Here is an 18,359-nt window from a genome sequence, read left to right as displayed (position 1 = left end):
GGCTATAAATCAATGGACAAGTTAGAGCATTTCTAAAACTGAACGCGGTGAAACACCGCGCGCGCATGAAATTTATAAAAATTACAAATTATTCAGTCATAAAAAATAGCTCTAACCTAGATGCACTCCATTATGCTGCAAGTGTGTTAAGACTTTATCTATTCCAATTACATATAGCCACATTCATACGCTTACAGCTACCACAACATTTTTCAACAAGTAGATTTAACTAAATGCCATTTATTTATGTACTTGCGTGATCTACAACGTCAAAGGCCTTTATATCCACGTACTGTTCATATCTATGTTTGTACCTTGCTGTATCTAATAAACATACATCATCAACTACCCCGACTTCTTGGGTATCTAGTCCAATACCAAAATCCAAAGCACCAAGTTCACTTATCATGTAACGATTATGAAGCATTTCTCCCCCGATACGCGAAGCAATAATCATTACAGAAATGGAGTTGAACCGAAGTGCATTACCTCCTAAAGATTGCACAATCCTATCTAAAATGACCTGAGCGGTAGGGGCACTATCAGTATGCTTGAGAAGAATCTGTGCAGTTTTAGTTGTAACAGCAGTATCTGTAACCTGAGCAGATAAATAAGCCACCATAGGTTCCATCATGTGCGTTCTAAGCCTAAAGTGAGGTTCAACAAAAGTTATACTCTTTGAAAGCTTCAAAAATCTATCTATCGCCCTCAAAATATTGGGAGTATTTTTTTCTACTAATAGTTGCCTAGGTAACTCCACAAATCCATCTTCTATACTTTCAAGAGAAATATAATTTACCCCAGTGACAATTTCATCAGGCATTTGCCTTACCATAAAAAACTCAGCCCCATATTCACTATGAGCTTGCATAAAGTTTTCAAGAACACTATTTTCTGATGAATAAGTGAATCCCCTTGAAACCAAACACTCTTCTTTGATCATTTCCAATAATTCAATCAAACGTGTGCCTTCAAGTTCTGAGTTCATGGTACTTTGAGCTTTTAACGCCTTACTTCTAAAACGTTTATAAGCCTCAAGTTCTGCAACAACTCTCGGAGATTGCTTTGAAAATTCACGCAGGAAATCACGATAATTTCGTCTTGAAGACGAAAAATAAGGCATCATTTCAGGGTCAATAAAATGTTCTGCTAACATCTAAATCAACTCCTCTCTTCTCTCTGAGAAAAATCCTCTTGGCCACCTAGATGTAAACTCTCCATCCTCGTCAATTTCAATTTTTCGAACAACAACTCCACAATCTGCAGATTCTAGATAAGTAATTGAAATATCTGATGGCAAAACAGGATTCATGCCTTCTGGCAGCTCTCCTTCTGAAGTCTGACGGACTCTTCGCAATAAACGCAGTATCAAATGCTCACTGTGCGTTTCAATTAAAAAAGGCACGTTATTATTCACTTGGGTAAGAAGATCTGCGATTGCGACTTGAATGCGGGGGTGAACATGTAATTCTGGCTGCTCACAGGCAATGAGCCCTTGTTTTCGACTCAATGCAGCGACAACAAGCGGCATTATCTGTGAAATACCAACTCCAACCTCATTAGGGGCAACATCAATCTCGTTATTTTCGTCCCATAATGCAACTTTGACTTGTTGTTCATAACCTTGTGCGGGCAGATATTTACTTTCGAGATCACCTGTTTGTTGTGCATTAACGACACTAACTTTCGTGAGACTTTCTACATTCCTGACAGCTAAACCATAACCGAGGTTCAGCTTGCTATCATCGAACATCCATTGATTCACCAGCTCAAGCAAAGCTTGGTCTGCTTGAACTAAAGAATGCCAAGCTGCACTGCCGTCATACCACTGCTTTTGACTAAAATTAGGGGCGAACTGAAATAATGCATCTGGCACGACACGAATAGGCCCTATACACAAACTTTGGTTGAGAAGTTTTAAAAGATCATCAAGCGGTGCTACCACAAGATCACTTAATATCTCAGTTGCTCTGGCTTCGAATCGCTTCAGACGTGCTAGCCCTCCTGAAGTATCATCAGTATCTTCAAGATTCAATGAAAGCGATAACTTACGTTCAAGAATAGGCAGAGCTCCAGAAGTTCCCTTGAAGGCAATCGGAACATGACACATCGGATATGCAGTCAATTCCATTTCATCAAACTCGTATCCCTCTTCAGATGAATAAGAATAGCTCTCACCTCGTGAATCATTTAACTGTTCATGGAACTCATTTACAAAAACCTCCTCAGAAAAGATCAAGGCCTTACCGTTTACTTCAACAGTCTCTTCTGCACCACTGCTGATGGAACGATAATCAGGAATATCTATCTTCAAAACCGCAGACAGCTTTTTTATAAGCCCTGGATGTAGTGGCTCTTCACATTCAATCGCATCCTTTAACCTCTCATCATCCCCTTCTGGCTGCAACAGTGGGTGTAGGTAATTAATAAATGTTATTAATGGCTGTTTAAGTCCCGCATCACTGGTTACTTCTGCAATATTCTCACCATCAAAAGCAACTCTATATCGAGCCACATAAGCCGTTTGTTGAATTTCAGACCAACGTATTTCAAACTCAACTGCAACTACTTCAGCAGCTTCTGACGGACTCCCGATACCAAGATCAAACCCCTCAAATAGTTCACCCAATTCACTGTAGTTACTCCCAAAATGGCCTTGTTTGCTAAACTCAATTCGAAGAGTAATAGCCTGCTCCAAGTCACGACCATTAATTAGGTTTTTAAACCCACCTATATATTTATCATTCAAATTCCCAAGTATTGCAGGACTGCAATCACCGTTTTGCAAAATATGTTGAACATAGAACAATGCCATCAACACGGTGCTTTTACCTACCGAGTTAGGCCCAAACAACAATGTCACAGGCGCGAACTCGATAGTCTGCTTTTTCTGAAATGAACGAAAATTTGTTAGTGATAATTTAGTTATTCGCATCAATATTTATCCTTAGGTAGATGCATAAATTAAATAGGTGCCTACGATCACAGCGTCTGCAGGACAATCCTTTTAAAGTTACCTATCTGTGCTGTGGCCATTTTCCAAACTTACAATTACATCTATAGCCATGAGCCCAAAGATGACTGTACCTTCATTGCTTACATTACAATTCACAGGAAAAGGCTCTTTGAGATAAAACTTCAAACAAGTTATCCTCCAGCTCAGAAATCCCTTGAGATTTTGCAGAACTCTTTTTTATTAAATTCATCAATACCAAAAAAGAATGCTGTAGCGCGATAGGCGGTCGATAGATCTCGATTACTTCAATTCCAGCTTGGCTAATAGTATGCTGCCCTGCTGACGTCTTTACATATTTAGAGATCAACTTTCGACCACCTAATGAGTTAAACACATAACAGAGAAAATTCGGTTCAAATGATTCTGTTAGTTTAATTCTAATCAAATGATCATTATGATAAATGGCCTCATTGTGACCTTGGAAAACTGCTGAACGACCAACATAATCTGGGTTTCCGTTAACACGTATGAATAATATATCTCCAGCATCTAGCCTAAATTTTTCTTTTTCCTTTTCATCTAATGAAATTCTGTTAAGTTCCTTCTCGAATCTTATTCCTTCATAATGAACATCCTGCAGACGCAACACTATTTCGCCAGAGTTAACCTCCTCCTTCCTACGTCTTGATAACCCATTATTTGCATGATAAATATCATTTTTCAGAGGCTTAACAGCCCAGCTCTTAGGGTTGCTGACTGGATCACCAAACATATCTAAAAACACGCTACGCAAGAAATCGTCTGCAAGTTGAGTGGCTTGTTTACGTTTTTGGCGTATTGCATCGGCTTTATCTAAAATCGCAGCAATGCGCTTTTGCTCATCGAGTGGTGGGAGCGGGATTTCCGTATCATAGAAATCTTCTCTGTTAAGCCCTGGAATAGAAGTCGTGATAGTTTTTCTATCTAGCTTAGAGTCTTTAAGCACGTAAAAAAGATAACGCCAGTCTAACTCAACCTTATCTTTAATAGTTAAATAGTAAGCAGTATCGATTATCCACCCACCTTTAGGAGCCCAGGTGATTTTGCCCACAGAACCTTTTCGACCTACAACGATGGTCTGGCCTGGGATTAATGCTTCGTTGTGGAAACCAACATCGCCAGCACTGCCAAACACATTAATAGCGCCGCCCTCATTCCTATTCTCTTTTTTTAGGGCTTTCCCATAGTTAGCAAGAACTAGCTTCCTTAGCTTCACCATAGGCCAGGTCATAGCATGGCCTCCAATGCATCCAAATCTACCAAAATTTCGTTTTCTAGCGCTTTAAGCTTACCCAGAATCACCTTGGGTTCCTCATAAACTTTTGGCTGGTACGCCACTTCTTTGTAGCGGTTGATAGAAAGGTCATACTTGTTGACTTTGATATCGGCCTTAGGCACGGTAAAGGCTTTTTGGCTGCGGTCGCTGTAGTCACGTTCCTTGCCTTCGACATCTTTCAGGTGCTCGTCGTTCGGGAACTGTTTGTCCAGTTGGGTTTGCAGTTTATCGCCAAGGAAATTACCCGTTGGCATATTATTTTGCTTGCGGTAATGCTGCCAGCTTGAAACTAAGTGCGGGATGTCGTTCTTAACTATCGGGTTACGCTTATCATCTAGACTATAACCGTCGTCTTGCAGATCATAGAACCAAACATTGTTGGTCTCGCCACCTTTGGTGAAAATCAAAATCGCCGTTGCTACCCCGGCATAGGGCTTGAATACGCCTGATGGTAAGTTAATGACTGCTTCAAGCTGATTGTCTTCCACTAGCAATGTACGCAGTGCTACATGGGCTTTGGAAGAACCAAACAATACGCCCTGAGGTACTACTGTCGCGCTACGACCACCGACCTTAAGCATTTGTAGAATACGGGTAACAAAAAGCAGTTCAGTCTTTTTAGTTTTAACCTTGGCCAGGATTTTCGGATCAATGTCCTCTTCATCCAGCGTACCGGTAAACGGTGGGTTGGCCAATATCAGATGAAAGCCTTCACTGCTGGCATCCGGAAAACGCTCACTGAAGCTTTGGCTCATAGTGTCCTGATAATGAATATCTGGCTCTTCGACACCGTGCATAATCAGGTTCATTGCAGCAATACGCAACATAGTGGAATCAAAGTCATAACCATGAAACATATCCGCATCGACATGCTCACGATATTCCGACAACATGTCACCAGCAAACACTTTCTGCTGTTCCAATTGGCCTTTTTCATTAGTGACTATTTCAGTATGAATATTTTCCGGGGAGGTGTAACGCTCGACAATATATTCATAGCTATTAGAAAGGAAGCCTGCTGTACCACAAGCTGGATCGCAGATACGCTCGTTACGTGCAGGATTTGGCTCCATCATCTCGACCATGGCGCGGATAATATGGCGCGGAGTACGGAACTGGCCGTTAATACCAGCAGTGGTCAACTTACTCAGTAAGTATTCATAGAGATCACCCTTGGTGTCACCTCTATCAATTGGCAGCTTTTTAATCATCTCTACCGCTTTAACCAATAAAGAGGCTTTAACCACTTCTAAGCGCGCATCTTTCATAAAATGCGCCAGAATCGATTCATCTTTATTAAGATTGCGGAAGTGGTCAAACACACCGTCGCGCACCACAGAGAGCATTTCATCTGCGCCCAAGTTTGAATAACGAGAAAATCTCAACTCTTGATCAAATTCCCCAAAACGGCGTTTGAAAGAAACACCTGCTAGTATTTCACGTTGCTCATCTCTACTCTCCTGCATATCTAGCATGCGGGAGTACATTAAAAAGGTGATCTGTTCGATAACCGTTAGTGGGTTAGTAATACCGCCAACCCAGAATTCTTCCCACAGTTTATCGATACTGCTCTTCAGTTCACCAGTGATCATATGTGCTCTCTTTGAGGTTTCGCTGCCAAGTTATCTTTAAACAACTCGGCAGCGAATTTAAATAAGGTCTGCACTGCTCTACTTAAAATCAGCAACAGACAGAAAATTGGCGAGGATTATACCTTAAATAGTATTAGCCAGTCGTTAAAGTACCGCCTTTCCCGTGTTGACAGTGAAAGACTCCACAACAGATTTAAGCGCTATCACTTGATCCATATCGGGAAAAACACCAGTTACCCCTCCGCTGTTCACGGCTGTAAATGGCTGTTCAAACAGCTGCTTCATCTCTATGGTACCGAAAGTGCGGATATGGGATTGCAGCAAATCCAGGAAACGCATCTGAGTACTGTTGAGGCGGTGTTCAGCAGCAAAATAGGTGAATTTTTTAGCTACAGCCTCGTTGTCCATCCCAACTAAAGTACGCAGAATCTTATCCAGTCCAACTGTTGCTTCTGGGTAGAAATCTTTTAGCACCTTGATATCGATATTGGGGTTTTGCACTATGACTAGCTTACTTAGCTCATCTAACTCTCTGTCATTAACAGGTTCGCCGCGACGAATTTTCATCAGCACCTGGTTAGTAGAAAATAATGGCTCTAACGCCCCCTGTATCTGTTTTCGATAAAGCTTAAAGTCTATCGACTTAATATTAGTTTTCCGCTGCTCAATCTTGTACTCAGACTCATTTTCAGCAATATTCGTCACCAAAGGATCTGGTGCTGGTGGAATTGGCACTTTCTCCACCAGATGCATGATGTCACGCAGCGTAATTCGGACGTGCTCGAATTGCTCAAAGCCTGCATCCAGCCACCAGCTTTGTTCTTGCAACTGATTGATCAGCTCGCCGTGTTGTTGCACTTGCCCTAGGTGAGGTGGTAAACGACTAACTTGATCTGCTACCACATGAAAAATCTTTAGCACCTTGTCAGGATTATCATAAAGCGCCTGCTGCGCCTCAATCATATCCATATCAAATCGAATAGCATCACCCTGACCACGCACGTCCAGCCATTGCATCAAGGGCCCCATTTCTGTCAACAATTCCTGCTGAGTTTTAGGTGAGAACTGACGAAGCAACTTAGGGTCACTCATACGCGCTTTCTGCTTCCACTTTTCCTGAACTGAAATGGATTTATCATCAAGTGCATTTAGCTGACTCAATAGCAACATACCAACCTTGCCCAACGTATCCTTAGCAAACTTTTTCTGTGCCAGATGCCCCAATTCAACCCATGACTCAAAACGTTGTTGAGCCACAGATTTACTCATTCTAGGATCGACTTCCTCAGGCTCTTGTTCGAAGTAATCAAACACGCCCCAGTGATCGAAAATACGGAATTTTTCTTTATCTTTTCCCGGCCCGAAGAGATCTTTACATAGGCGGGTGCCGCGACCAATCATCTGCCAAAACTTAACTTTAGACTTAAGCGGCTTGGCAAATACAAGGTTTACCACTTCTGGTACATCAATCCCGGTATCTAACATATCGACTGAAATAGCGATAGTGAGGTCATTGTTCTTACCATCACCTTTAAAATCATCAATCAACTGCTCGGCACGAGGATCGTAGTTATCAATGACTTGACAGAATTTGCCAGCAAATTGAGGATACAGTTCATTAAATACCTGCTGTAATAACATGGCATGCTTGTGGTTACGGGCAAAGACAATAGACTTACCAGGTAACTGACCATCTTTATCCTTGATACCATTTTCCATCAAATTTCTGATGATAGCTGCATTGGTTGGCTTATTGAAAATAGCTTTATCGATAGACTTAGCATCAAAATCTAAAGTATTGGGATCGATACCGTCATCTTCTAACTGAGCAATCTGCTCATCGGTTAGGTTATCTTTTTTAATGCCTTCACGCAGAAATTTAGTCGTATGAGTGACTACTTCATATGGAACAAGGTGATCATTCTCAATAGCCTTTTCCAGTGGATATTCAGCAGTCGGCATCTTGTAATCACAACCGAACAGCTGGCAAGTAGAACGACTGACCATTTCGACTGGTGTAGCTGTAAGTCCTACCTGCAAACAATCGAAATACTTAAACAGATCACCGTAAATATTATAGATAGAACGATGTGATTCATCAGCAACAATCAGATCAAAATACCCTACATCAAAGCGCTCCATGATATTAAGCATACCAGGGTATGTAGCGATGAAGATGCGCGCCGTTTCCTGCGTTTTTTTATCACTCGTTCCCACCACGCATATAGGGTCGTTGATAAATTCATTAAAAGCATTACGAGCCTGCTTACGTAATTCTTTTCGGTCACACAAAAACAACGCTCGTTTCACCCAGCGGGCATCAAGTAGCTGCTTAGTCATTGCAATAGATACACGGGTCTTTCCTGTACCTGTTGCAAGCACAATCAATGCATGGCGTTTTTTATTAGTGAAGGCTTCTGCCGTACGTCGAATAGATTCCAGCTGATACAAGCGAGTGTCTCCACCAGCGATATTGGTATCTATATCCGTTTCTAATAGATCTTTTTTAATCGTGCGCTGCTGAATTAAATGCTGCAAACTTGCTTTGGAATAAAAACCAAATAAGCGACGTGGAGGATAGCCTTGTTTTGGGTGGTCATCCCAAATAAAAATGTCATAACCATTGGTGTAAAAAATAACAGGACGTTGTCCGTACTCTTTTTCCAGCCAGTCTGCGTATAACCTGGCCTGATTACGGCCCATTTCAGCATCTACCTGAGTGCTCTTCGCTTCAATAACAGCTAATGGCTTACCGTTATCATCCCACAGTACGTAATCAGCACGGCCTTGGCCTGTTTTAGTTGGTTGTTCTAACGTAGCTTCTTCTTGCGAAACTTCAGTAGTATCAGAACCGTCTTCAGAAACATTCCAATTGGCGTCAACAAGACGAGTATCGATAAGACGTTTTCGCGTCTCATCTTCATTCATATCAAGCAGATTAATAGCTTGGTCATTCTTTTTACGAGCCGCTTCTAGACGCTCTTTGAACTCATCAGTTTTTTCTTTTTCTTGCTGCAAATCACGTAAAATTGCTATTTCACGTTCTTCTGCAGTCTTTAACTCTCGTAGGGCTTTCTCTAATTCATCTGCTTTTTTCTTTAACGCATCAGCAGAAAGATCTACCGACTCCTGTTCTGGAGCTTGAAAAATACCGCACTCTGCTTGGTTGCCATTTTCATACCGAACGTACAGCCAGCTAGAGATCAGCCAGCACTCCTGTAATAACCATAAAGATTGCTTGGTATTACACTTTTCACCATGTGCAGCTTTATTACCGAATTGGCGGAGGATATCTAACTTTTCCACCACAGGAGCAGGAATAACACTTACAAAAGTATCACCTTTAATTAAATCAAATAGGTTAGGACGATAACCTTGAGGCAAACGCTCTTCGCGATAAAGCCAGCGAACAACTAGCTCTACCATGTTGCGCTGTTTTACTAGGGAGGTTTCAGGATCAATATAAACATATTTTTCCGCAAGCGCTCCAAGATCAGCTATCTCTGGCCACTTGTTACGGAGCATTTCAAAGTTCAAAGAAATAGCCATATTATAAGTTTTCCATCGCGAAAATTATTCTTCCTTCGTATTAACGTTACCACTATTTAAAGACTTAATATCGAAGCCCACTAGATGTAACTACTACTAAAATAGACACTCACTTAGTTTCTGCATAGACGCGAACTACTAGGCCGTATACCGAAGGGCTACTTCTAAGTCTTTGAGAGTAGTGAGGGTCATCTAAATCCAAGTAAACTAAAGTACTTTATTTGGTTGGAGTTTACACTATTTGGGGAAATGGTTAAGCGATTTGGTTCTAACAAATGTTAGAACCAACCTTGTTAAACTACAGGGAGAATCTATCGTATATTTGAAGGTAATTCAAAAGTACGACACTCTATTGGTGAACCAGTTGAATCCATTTTTTCAATGAGTGGTACAAATTGACGATTAGCCTTTAAGAATGTGAATATGAGACTCGCGTCAGAACGATCAACTCCAACATTTTTTAAGTCATCTTCAATATCATAAAAACCTTGAAAGTCAGCAAACCGCTTCTTATCACGAAAAATCGATTCCAATATCCTTGAGGTTGCTAGCACTTGTTTTTGCGTGATTTGTGGCCTAAATTGTGCGTCAACTTGTGCTGGATATGCATTGATACCATATACATCTGTAATGAACTCAGGTTCAAACTCATTAAGATAAGCAAAAATATGCGCAGGGCTATCGCCTATGTAAACAAGGCTATCTGAGGTGTTCATAGCAGTAAAAAATACATTTCCATTTCTAGTTGCAACTCTCATTTGTACATTCATAGCTTTTGAATTTTCCATTAATGATGGTGAATAAAACAACAGAGCATAACCACGTACGCTTAAGAACAAAGGTACAGGAAGAATTTTTTCTAGTCATTGGATGATTACCAAACACTATGGCTATTATTTAAGTTTGCAAGTGGGTTCAAAAAGCACGACGACATGAATAGCTAGAAACGTAAACTACTGATATAATTACATTTAATAGGGGTGTTATATTTCTGAAAAATCGATTTCATAACACCCCTCCAGTGTATTCGGTCACACTCCTTTATAGTAAATAAGAAACATAATTCTTCTCAAAATTACCGTCGCCAAAATGCAGGAAGCCTTTAATTTACAGTAAGAGTAACTTTAGCCATGCACTCAACGAAGAGCATAGGCTTGCGCTAATGCTCTTCAAATTTAACTAGAGCTAAAGGAAAAAATATCATGACAAAAGGTAATAACGGACAATCAGGAAACGGCGGAGCAAAAAGTGGCGGACGTGGACCTTCAACTCATCCTGGCCCAGGTGGTAACTGGCCCGCTACAACAGGAAATAAATCAGGTGGCGGTAGAGGTAATGCTGAGCCTAAAGGCAAGTAATTTTTCTACGAATAAGGTAGCTTTATTTGAAGCTACCTTTCCCAAAACAACACGGAATTGTTGATCATGCCAAAACCACAGTTACCCAGTATCGGAGACATCACCAAAGCTTTATTTGATCATGCTGGAGTGTTGCCACAAAAAGATGATGATTCAACAGTTGTTGGTGATGAAAAAACAAAGAAGAAAATCCAAACACAGCTTCGGCGCTTAGCAAAAGAAGATAGTGAATTAGAAAAGAATCTAACCTCTTTACTAGAGTTATTGGCAGATCTTATATTTGAAGCAACTAACAACTCAAAAATCACTTGTGCATGTATGGCCTCAGTTGGAGATGTACTAACTCAGTACCTTGATTTAGTGAGAGGTGATGGGACCTTCCTATCAAAATCAGAGTCTGCTAAATGGCTGATTAAAACCAAACTACTTGACCGAACAATCCTCTCGTATCAAAAGAACACCCTAAAATACAATGTACCAGCATCTAATATCTTGAGCCCTTCTGACGCCTTTTGGTGGCTTCCAGATTTTACAGAACAAAATATCCAATTTCCTTTAGCCAAAGCTATGAACTGGATCTATTCCGTTTGTGAAACTAATCAAACACATTTCCATTTCCCGGACTTCGGCTTTACTGACAATTACCGCTTATCACAAAATCTTGAGAACGCTTCTCGTTGGGCAACAGGAAAGAACTTACCTAGCTGGCCAAGTTTATTACAAAACCTTACAGCTTCTATATCTGCAATGGAAAAAGCGGCATCTAGCCAATACAAAAGAACTGTTAATAGTGAGACCTTTCATAGTTTTAAAACAATATTATTTTTTGCGAGATTTTCCACATCAGTATTTGCTGAATTAGAACGAGAGTTTGGAAGAGAGTTTATCATTGATATAACTAAGCACCTTAAAAGACAAGACCGCAGATTAGGCAAAGTTCACCAGAATCTTAAAGCTAGTTTGTCAAAAGCTATAGATTCCTACGAGATCCGAGATCCACTAGTTATCAACAGAATTTGGTTCGATAAGACACAGGAATTTTGGGAACAAAAATCAATACAATTTAGGCAAGGCTCAAAATCTATAGACCTTAGATTTAGGGAGAAATATAAGAGTGGATTCAAGCCAACTGATATAAAGTTCTTTTTACAAAGTGTTGAGCCATTTTTCTTATCACCTTTACTTGAGGAAGCCCGAGAAAATACAATCGCCATGGCTCCTCCCTTGTTTTTAGAACTATTACTTGAAGGTCTAAGACTTCGTAAGGTTCCTAACGTCAACGTAGAAAAAATTGAACAGTTTACGAAACAGGTAAATGAAGCAAACCTAGACTGTTATCTGAGTTGGGTGGTCAACTGGGTATGGGCAACATATTATTATCGACGAGAAGAGCACACTCTTGCTCTACCGCACTACTCGAAGGCCTTTCAAGAGGCTAAATACTGCGGTGGTCAAGACCAATATCTTTTAGTCAACCAATATATAGAATCTTGTGCTAAAAACAGGCTTTGGCGTGATTTAAAAAAAGGCATAGCATGGGCTAATTACCTAGGTATTAAAGTACGTTGGTATCGAGGCTTAGATGAATCAGAAGAACGCCTTAAGACTACTTATGAAATGCTCCACATGGCAAGGTATGCGCAAGTTTAGCAAGCCAGCTGTTACAGATATTAGTTAAGAACCTACTCTACAGTGTGAAACATGTTAAATAGGGCGATTCACAATAGGTGACTAAGCTAAATACCCGTTATCTAATAGAGTTAACAAATGATAAGTGGTGACCATATTGGTGACCAAACTCAAAACACGAATACCAACATAGCACCTAAGATATTGTATTTATTTAATTAGACTATTTTAAGCTACATTCAAATTCAAAACGTAGAGTAAGCTTTCTCAAGCAAAAATCTAGTTTCAGAGGGTTCGCAAATAAGTTGGCTCTCTGTTACCAATACCTGATTATAAAAAGTGAAATACGGATACTAACTGATAAACCCACTTTAAGAAGATTTGTCAATTTCATTTAAAAAGAGAGCTTAGATAATTTCAGACTCAAGAATTAGCAAAGTCACTGAGCTTTTGAAGATGATGCTCTTTCACCACCTCAAAAGGCACTTGCAAAAATGAAAATGTAGATTCAAATAGCTTGAGTGCTCGCGATTGCATTTGACACAGGATATCCTCTGATATGTCAACTCGCCCTCGATTAAGATCCTTCCTTCTTTGATTAGCAATCTCACTTACAGGCTTCATGAGAAAGATCGCTAAATCAAGCTCCAAACTTCTAAAAACACCAATATCAATATCTCTAAGCCCGTATGGCGTCTCTATGATATTATGTAGTTCCAATAAGTAAGTATTTCTATTCACGTCTACCTTAAGTTTATTGACCCCCTCTATAAGCACCTGCTGATTTGCATCAACATTAGATGCATTAAGCATTTCATAATCAATCGAACGTCCGTAAAAACGAATAAGCTCAGAAGCACTAATTCGTTTCACATTGACGGAGCGGTTTTGAACCTCTAAACAAATAGTTGTTTTTCCGACACCGGATAAACCAAAAACTCCAATAATCACTTCACCGCCCTTAACATATCTAGAACTTCTCCACGAGCATAACAGAAGGATTGAGGTGGATGAAACCCACAAAGTCTTAACTCAGAAAGAGAAACTGGAGAGAAAAATGGTATAACTTTATCAATAGACAAAGCATAACCTTTAGTCCTGTTAAAATAATACTTCCTTATATATTCTTCACTTACACAGGTTCGTGTCAGATAATTAGCAATAATTTCATCGATATTTAAACAGCGTATTGTAGAAATAACTGCTTTCCCTACAATAGCTTGCGTAGGTGATGATGAATATAAATAAAGTTCACTACCATTTACGAATTCTACCCCAATTTGCTTCCTTAACTCTATCGTTTTGTTTCCTAACAAAATTTGCTTTGTAAAACTAGGTTTAATGCTTAAAATAATACTTATCATAAATTAAATATAGGGACCATTTGGATGGCCAGTAGTTTAGCATTTTGGTTTGAAACAAAGAATGGACACAATGATACCGACCTGCAAGATGTAGACACTGAACTCCATTTCAATTACTGGTCTTTAAAGTCAATAAATACAAACTATTTAGATGTCGGTATTCATATATCTAGTCACAATAGCCTTCTGACAAACAGCGTAAAAGCATTAAAAATATTCCTACCTTTTAAAACAAATGAAATGGAGTTTGATCCTAGTTTAGGTGCGCTAGTGTGCGATGATAAAACTCTGTTAGCTGCTATCTTTAATAGCCATATCTTATCAACACGAAGTGAAGATAGCTCTGGGGTTTTAAACATTACGCTGCCGGATGGAAAAAACTTTGATTTTTACACTCATATTGAAGAAAGTAGTGACGATGGAATACCTGGAGTTGAGATACGTTCATTCAATGATACTAAGCAACCAGGAACCATATTAACCTTTCCAGTTGAACTTTTTACCCAAAAGCATACCCAGCGCCGAAAAAGCACAGGGAAAAGACGTAGCAAACCAAAGATAAGTAATCCCTCTGTAAGCTATTTCAGATTTAGGATAAAACTTAGTCATAGGCAAAATAGTTTGTCGACTATATTTAAACCTAAAGCATCATCTATAACTAGTCAGTTTGAAGAAACGCAAATCATTGATTTCAGGGTGAATGAAGCAAGGATACTCCCTTTAAAAATTAGAGAGCAGATGCAAAGAAACAGCTGTTTAAGCAAGGTTCATTTTTTTCTAGTTCGAGAAGCTTCCGCTGAATATAAAGCCGCTCATTCTGAGTTCAAAAGGTGCCGAGTGCTTGAATCTGAAATTTGGGATAAGTATCTTGATCAAAAAAATAATACAGCTAAACAACACATGCTCATATATCACTGGGTCGGTAATAAAAAGGATGAAAAAGCAATAGATCATTTCTCAGCATTTTCTAAGTTTTCCTCAACAACCGTAACAGATATGAAAGTCTTAGCAATGGTCTTTTTTCTGGTTACTTTAGGGGTATTATCTGGCATAATTGCAAATAAAATTTGGTCAGAATTAATTAAGACTGAGACTAACGAAATATCACGTGGTTCACCTAAAACTACTAATAAAGGCCACTGTTACCCACAGCAATATTTCCCCATTTACGGGAAATATGCTAAAGATACTATAGTGTTTTTGCCTAACCAAGGAGAATGTGATGGTTAATTACAATGTGCAATCTAACTCCATCACGATACAGATTCAGGAAAAACCAGACTTTCTGGCCATCCGAAAGATCTTAGAACCTGTATCGAGTTTGTATCCAGATTTCGATGCTTGGTTTAATTTTCGCTTTAGAGGAAAATTTAAAACTGGCGATCGAATCGTTATTGCGGCCATGTCCGACTCTCAAATTGCAGGCGTTGCGCTCCTAAAGAAAACCAACGTAGAGCATAAAATTTGCACTCTTTATGTAAGAGAAGAGTTTCGTCAACAAGGTGCAGGAAGTTTGCTACTAACTGAAGCGATAAAAAATCTTCAAGGCAAAAAAATTGGTATCTCAGTATCAGAAGAAAGGCACCTACCTCTAAAAACGTTGTTGGATAAATATGGCTTCACTTTAGTGTCCGAAGAAGACGGGTACTATAGAAAAGGGGCAATAGAATACTTTTATGAGCTAAATCAATAACATTTAGCGCTAAATGTCAAAAGACAAACAGGACAACCAATAATGGCTAATCATTGAACTAGTGCGTGACACCACTAGTTCAATTACATAATCACAATTTTTCCTCTTTCTGATTTCGATTTTGACTAAATTTCAAACCAGAACAAGTCCTATCCTTTCTCACTTTCTGGTCTTAGCCCAGTTCCTAATCCAACTGCAATTCCGCTCCAACGCCCTAACTCTTCCTTGCTAACTAGCCTGTTTTTTTAAATACTGTTTTCTAATTTAAAGTCATTGAGCCACCTCTAACGTTCAATAAACAAGCGCCACCTGAAATATCCTTACAAAACAAGTAATAACAATACTTAAAAATTAGCTACCTCAGCCAATAATTGTATGGTTTTTAGGCCACCGAAACGGCAACAAGTATTTTACTTTTCATTTCGTTGTTTAGGCTAAATCCCATTGCTACCATCCGCGCACTTTCCATTTGAAGTTATTTGTCATGCCAACTTGCGAGCAGCTATTAGCTGAAAAGTTAAACTCTGAACACGTAAACTCTGAACAGCCACACAATGAAAAGTTACCCTCAAAAATGCTAAATCCTATCTTAGTTCAAGGCGCAATGGACGTTGAAGTCGAGACGCTTGTTGCCGCTCTAAACGATGTAAAACAAAAGACATATGGTGCGTGGACTTTCTGGGAAGGTCTATTAGATGGCTACCCAGTTGTGGTATCTCGTACCGAGATTGGTTTGGCTAACGCCGCCGCATCTACAACACTGGGCATTGCGCACTACCAGCCAAAAGTTATCATCAATCAGGGCACCTCTGGTGGCCACGATCCAAAGCTGTTCCGCTCTGACATCGTGATTGGTGAAACCAGCTTTAATATGGGCGCTTATAAAATTGAGTTCGTTGAAAAAGGCCAAGGCATACACCCAACCACTTGGCAGAACTTCGATATGCCAATGTATCTGCGTGAAAACGGCGTGGTGGTTGAGCACAATCACTTTAAAGCCGACCCAGCCCTAGTTGAAATAGCCCTTTCGCAAGCAAGCAGCTACACCCAAGGCAAAGTGGTACTGGGTAGAATTGGTAGCTGTGACGAATGGAACCGTGAAGTTGACCGTATTAACTGGTTCCACGAGACCATGGGCACCTCAGTTGAAGAGATGGAAACCTCAGCGGCTGCGCAAGTTGCCGAAGCTTACAAGCTACCTTTTGTGAGTATTCGCGTGCTGTCTAATACCGACCAACATAAGCAAGACTTTGAGCCGCAAACGGCGATTGATTGTCAGGTGTATGTGCTTGATGTCATCAAAGCATTAATCAAGACCTTTTAAAGCCAGTTTTAAAAAAAGCATCTAATCAGCAAGATGAGTGACGGGAATAACAATGCTATTCCCGCCCGCTTTCGCTCGCTTTTAAAACGGTAATTTAACGCTTCATTGCTTTAAAGATTGCTTTAAACATTGGGGAGAACATTAGCCTCCCCTTTACTTCAACTTAGATAGTAATAGATAAAATAATGCAAATTTTAATCAGTATTGTTGGCATCATTGCCCTACTTTCAGTGGCTTTTCTTGCGTCTGAAAACCGTAAAGCCATTAACTACCGCACGGTTGGTTTGGCATTTTTACTGCAGTTAATTATGGGTGCGTTTGTCATCTATTCATCCTTCGGCCAAGCCGTTATTTTTAATATGGCAGAAGCGGTTTCGACCGTGATTGGTTACAGCAACGAAGGCATGTCGTTTATGTTTGGCGGCCTTGTAAGCGATAAAATGTATGAACTGTTTGGCCCGGGTGGTTTTGTTATCGCCTTTAAAGTCTTACCGATTATCGTGTTTTTCTCGGCAATTTCGGCGGTGTTGTATTACCTAGGCATCATGCAATGGGTGGTTAGAATCGTCGGCGGTGCACTGCAAAAAATCCTTAATACCAGCAAAGCGGAATCTATGTCTGCCAGCGCTAACATCTTCTTAGGTGTCACTGAAGCGCCACTGCTAATTAAGCCTTACATTCCTAAGATGAGCCGTGCCGAGCTGTTTGCGGTTATGTGTGGTGGTTTAGCCTCGATTGCTGGCACCATGCTAGCCGGTTATGCCCAGCTTGGAATTAAGATGGAATACCTGCTCGCGGCCTCTTTTATGGCGGCGCCGGGTGGCTTACTGTTTGCTAAGTTATTGATCCCGCAAACCGAGAAAGTAAACGATCAAGACCTAACCATTGTTGAAGAAAATCCACCAGCCAACATTATTGATGCAGCTACCACTGGCACCATGAATGGCCTGTCGTTAGCCATGGCTGTGGGCGCGATGCTGTTTGCTTTTGTCAGCTTAGTGGCGCTAATGAATGGCATGCTAGGTGGCATTGGCAATTGGTTTGGTTTTGACGGCCTAAGCTTGCAGCTGATTTTAGGCTACTTGTTTGCCCCTGTTGCTTGGTTGATGGGTGTGGCGTGGGATGAAGCGCTATTAGCGGGCTCGTTCATCGGCCAGAAGATTGTGATCAATGAGTTCTTTGCTTATATCAACTTAGCCCCATACCTAAGCGGTGATGCGATTGTTGAAGCAACGGGTATGCCTATGTCTGAACGCACGCAAGTGATTCTATCGTTTGCACTATGTGGCTTTGCTAACCTAGGTACAGTGGCGATTGCCATTGCCGGTATTGGCGGCCTAGTGCCAGAGCGCCGCTCTGAGATTGCTTCTTTAGGCTTAAAAGCACTGCTTGCAGGCGTACTTTCTAACCTGATGGCAGCAACCATTGCAGGCTTGTTTATGAGTTTTGTTTAATCAACGGATTCTCATCGACTAGTTAGCAAACAGGCCCATATGACATAAACGTCATATGGGCCTGTTTTGTTTTTACGCTGCAAAAAAGCAATCCCTTAGTAAGTCCCTTTCCCCTTTGGAGATGC

General features: G+C 40.4%; 14 protein-coding genes. 6 read left to right on the top strand and 8 right to left on the bottom strand.

Going from position 1 to position 18,359, the window contains the following annotated elements; genetic code table 11:
- Positions 1-244: 244 nt before the first annotated feature.
- From ACVBIL_RS02365 to ACVBIL_RS02340, 6 genes are all read right to left on the bottom strand, one after another.
- Positions 245-1,156, bottom strand: a complete 912-nt coding sequence (locus tag ACVBIL_RS02365; protein WP_447165385.1) for a hypothetical protein — start codon at positions 1,154-1,156, stop codon at positions 245-247.
- Complete coding sequence (locus ACVBIL_RS02360; protein WP_447165384.1) at positions 1,157-2,935, bottom strand: AAA family ATPase; 1,779 nt, start codon at positions 2,933-2,935, stop codon at positions 1,157-1,159. It lies immediately after the preceding gene.
- A gap of 166 nt (positions 2,936-3,101) precedes the next feature.
- Positions 3,102-4,226 carry a restriction endonuclease subunit S gene (locus ACVBIL_RS02355; protein ID WP_447165383.1) on the bottom strand — a complete coding sequence of 375 codons (1,125 nt, stop codon included), beginning with the start codon at positions 4,224-4,226 and terminating at the stop codon, positions 3,102-3,104.
- Positions 4,223-5,863 (bottom strand): type I restriction-modification system subunit M, encoded by a 1,641-nt coding sequence (locus ACVBIL_RS02350; RefSeq protein ID WP_447165382.1) that lies wholly within the window; start codon positions 5,861-5,863, stop codon positions 4,223-4,225. Before ACVBIL_RS02350 ends, ACVBIL_RS02355 begins: the two co-directional genes overlap by 4 nt.
- 144 nt (positions 5,864-6,007) lie before the next feature.
- Positions 6,008-9,412 (bottom strand): DEAD/DEAH box helicase family protein, encoded by a 3,405-nt coding sequence (locus tag ACVBIL_RS02345; protein ID WP_447165381.1) that lies wholly within the window; start codon positions 9,410-9,412, stop codon positions 6,008-6,010.
- A gap of 311 nt (positions 9,413-9,723) precedes the next feature.
- Positions 9,724-10,200: a hypothetical protein gene (locus ACVBIL_RS02340; protein ID WP_447165380.1), complete on the bottom strand. Its 477-nt coding sequence runs from the start codon at positions 10,198-10,200 to the stop codon at positions 9,724-9,726.
- A gap of 414 nt (positions 10,201-10,614) precedes the next feature.
- Here ACVBIL_RS02340 and ACVBIL_RS02335 point away from each other — a divergent pair, with 414 nt between their 5' ends.
- Together ACVBIL_RS02335 and ACVBIL_RS02330 are read left to right on the top strand one after the other, a co-directional pair.
- Positions 10,615-10,770 (top strand): hypothetical protein, encoded by a 156-nt coding sequence (locus ACVBIL_RS02335; RefSeq protein ID WP_447165379.1) that lies wholly within the window; start codon positions 10,615-10,617, stop codon positions 10,768-10,770.
- A 66-nt stretch (positions 10,771-10,836) separates the two neighbouring features.
- Positions 10,837-12,420 carry a hypothetical protein gene (locus tag ACVBIL_RS02330; protein ID WP_447165378.1) on the top strand — a complete coding sequence of 528 codons (1,584 nt, stop codon included), beginning with the start codon at positions 10,837-10,839 and terminating at the stop codon, positions 12,418-12,420.
- A 402-nt stretch (positions 12,421-12,822) separates the two neighbouring features.
- Here the strand turns inward: ACVBIL_RS02330 and ACVBIL_RS02325 are convergent, their stop codons facing one another.
- Positions 12,823-13,350 carry an ATP-binding protein gene (locus tag ACVBIL_RS02325; RefSeq protein WP_447165377.1) on the bottom strand — a complete coding sequence of 176 codons (528 nt, stop codon included), beginning with the start codon at positions 13,348-13,350 and terminating at the stop codon, positions 12,823-12,825.
- A complete protein-coding gene (locus ACVBIL_RS02320; protein ID WP_447165376.1) occupies positions 13,347-13,763 on the bottom strand; it encodes a hypothetical protein in 417 nt (138 codons plus the stop codon). The genes ACVBIL_RS02325 and ACVBIL_RS02320 overlap by 4 nt, the downstream gene beginning before the upstream one ends.
- Before the next feature lie 24 nt (positions 13,764-13,787).
- On the opposite strand from ACVBIL_RS02320, the gene ACVBIL_RS02315 reads away from it, so the two are divergent.
- From ACVBIL_RS02315 to ACVBIL_RS02300, 4 genes are all read left to right on the top strand, one after another.
- Entirely contained in the window at positions 13,788-14,993 is a 1,206-nt protein-coding gene (locus ACVBIL_RS02315) for a hypothetical protein (RefSeq protein ID WP_447165375.1), read from the top strand.
- Positions 14,986-15,456, top strand: coding sequence for a GNAT family N-acetyltransferase (locus ACVBIL_RS02310; RefSeq protein WP_447165374.1), 471 nt, complete (start codon positions 14,986-14,988; stop codon positions 15,454-15,456). The genes ACVBIL_RS02315 and ACVBIL_RS02310 overlap by 8 nt, the downstream gene beginning before the upstream one ends.
- Before the next feature lie 484 nt (positions 15,457-15,940).
- Complete coding sequence (locus ACVBIL_RS02305; RefSeq protein WP_447165373.1) at positions 15,941-16,780, top strand: 5'-methylthioadenosine/S-adenosylhomocysteine nucleosidase; 840 nt, start codon at positions 15,941-15,943, stop codon at positions 16,778-16,780.
- Between the two features lie 185 nt (positions 16,781-16,965).
- Positions 16,966-18,234, top strand: coding sequence for a NupC/NupG family nucleoside CNT transporter (locus ACVBIL_RS02300; protein WP_447165372.1), 1,269 nt, complete (start codon positions 16,966-16,968; stop codon positions 18,232-18,234).
- Positions 18,235-18,359: the final 125 nt, after the last annotated feature.

It is taken from the genome of Shewanella sp. 125m-7 (assembly GCF_052977045.1).
Note: the sequence above shows the minus strand (reverse complement) of the source record. Positions and strands in the feature narration are given on the sequence as shown.

Coding starts and splice junctions, on each gene's coding strand:
- ACVBIL_RS02305 (WP_447165373.1), top strand. CDS start 15,941: ATGCCAACTTGCGAGCAGCTATTAGCTGAAAAGTTAAACTCTGAACAC.
- ACVBIL_RS02345 (WP_447165381.1), bottom strand. CDS start 9,412: ATGGCTATTTCTTTGAACTTTGAAATGCTCCGTAACAAGTGGCCAGAG.
- ACVBIL_RS02365 (WP_447165385.1), bottom strand. CDS start 1,156: ATGTTAGCAGAACATTTTATTGACCCTGAAATGATGCCTTATTTTTCG.
- ACVBIL_RS02310 (WP_447165374.1), top strand. CDS start 14,986: ATGGTTAATTACAATGTGCAATCTAACTCCATCACGATACAGATTCAG.
- ACVBIL_RS02340 (WP_447165380.1), bottom strand. CDS start 10,200: ATGGAAAATTCAAAAGCTATGAATGTACAAATGAGAGTTGCAACTAGA.
- ACVBIL_RS02355 (WP_447165383.1), bottom strand. CDS start 4,226: ATGACCTGGCCTATGGTGAAGCTAAGGAAGCTAGTTCTTGCTAACTAT.
- ACVBIL_RS02320 (WP_447165376.1), bottom strand. CDS start 13,763: ATGATAAGTATTATTTTAAGCATTAAACCTAGTTTTACAAAGCAAATT.
- ACVBIL_RS02360 (WP_447165384.1), bottom strand. CDS start 2,935: ATGCGAATAACTAAATTATCACTAACAAATTTTCGTTCATTTCAGAAA.
- ACVBIL_RS02350 (WP_447165382.1), bottom strand. CDS start 5,863: ATGATCACTGGTGAACTGAAGAGCAGTATCGATAAACTGTGGGAAGAA.
- ACVBIL_RS02300 (WP_447165372.1), top strand. CDS start 16,966: ATGCAAATTTTAATCAGTATTGTTGGCATCATTGCCCTACTTTCAGTG.
- ACVBIL_RS02315 (WP_447165375.1), top strand. CDS start 13,788: ATGGCCAGTAGTTTAGCATTTTGGTTTGAAACAAAGAATGGACACAAT.
- ACVBIL_RS02330 (WP_447165378.1), top strand. CDS start 10,837: ATGCCAAAACCACAGTTACCCAGTATCGGAGACATCACCAAAGCTTTA.
- ACVBIL_RS02335 (WP_447165379.1), top strand. CDS start 10,615: ATGACAAAAGGTAATAACGGACAATCAGGAAACGGCGGAGCAAAAAGT.